Origin of the sequence: Shewanella inventionis, from assembly GCF_014641855.1 — a bacterium.
Classification (GTDB): Bacteria; Pseudomonadota; Gammaproteobacteria; order Enterobacterales; family Shewanellaceae; genus Shewanella; species Shewanella inventionis.
In genome coordinates, this window is the sequence record NZ_BMII01000112.1 from 1 (window position 1) to 1,068 (window position 1,068).

Below are 1,068 nucleotides of genomic sequence, written 5' to 3' on the forward strand. Positions count from 1 at the left end.
CTCTTTGATATCCTATTCCTTACCCTCAGCGCTGTGATTGCTGGCTGCCAAGGGTGGGAAGAAATTGAGGATTTTGGACACGACCGTCTCGATTGGTTGCGCAAATTTGTCTCTTTTGAAAATGGTATTCCTAAACATGACACGATAGCGAGGGTTATCAGCACCATTAATATGAGTACGTTTCAATCCTGCTTCTCTAAATGGATGCAAGACTGTCACCAGGTCACAGCTGGGCAAGTGATTGCTATTGATGGAAAAAGATTAAAAGGTTCATTTAATCAGTCTGATAGGAAGAATGCCATTCATATGGTGAGCGCGTTTGCTTGTGAAAATGGTGTGGTCCTTGGACAACAGAAAACCGACTGTAAATCCAATGAGATAACCGCCATCCCAGTACTACTTGACTTGTTAGAAATAAAAGGTTGCCTAGTCACCATCGATGCAATGGGATGTCAGAAAGCTATAGCTCAGAAAATTTTGGATAAAGAAGCGAATTATCTACTGGCACTGAAAGGCAATCAGCCAATGTTGTTTTCCCAGGTAGAGAAATTATTAGGACCAGAGATCAGCCGCCAATGTCAGGATGGAACGTTATTTCAGGAAGCCGATTACCAACGAAATAGAGAAGAGTACCGGTGCAGTATTGTTACCAGTGACATGAGTCAAATACCCGCATCGGCAGATTGGCCAATGTTAACGACAGTTGGGGTGATCATTTCATATCGGAAAGAAAAAGGCAAAGTATCCAAAGAGTTAAATTTTAGATACTACATCAGCTCAGCCACGTTAACGGCAGAAGAGTTAGCAGCAAGTGCTCGAGAGCATTGGAATATCGAAAATGGATTGCACTGGAAACTTGATGTCGGAATGAAAGAAGATGATTGTCGTATCCGACGTAATGGAGCGCCGGAAATCATGGCAGGTGTTAGGCATGTTGCAGTAAATCGTCTTCAGTCAGAGACAAGCTTTAAGAAAGGAGTAAGAGCAAAACAAATGAAAGCCAATCGCAACACCGATTACCTTGAAAAGGTTATTTTTGGCAAGTGAAATTTCATGCTCTTACCCTGG

Annotated in this window: 1 protein-coding gene; it reads left to right on the forward strand. The window is 42.4% G+C overall.

Annotated features, from left to right (window positions below):
- A partial coding sequence (locus IEW93_RS21800; protein ID WP_188741282.1) for an ISAs1 family transposase occupies window positions 1-1,047 on the forward strand: 1,047 nt, incomplete at its 5' end.
- Window positions 1,048-1,068 lie beyond the last annotated feature (21 nt).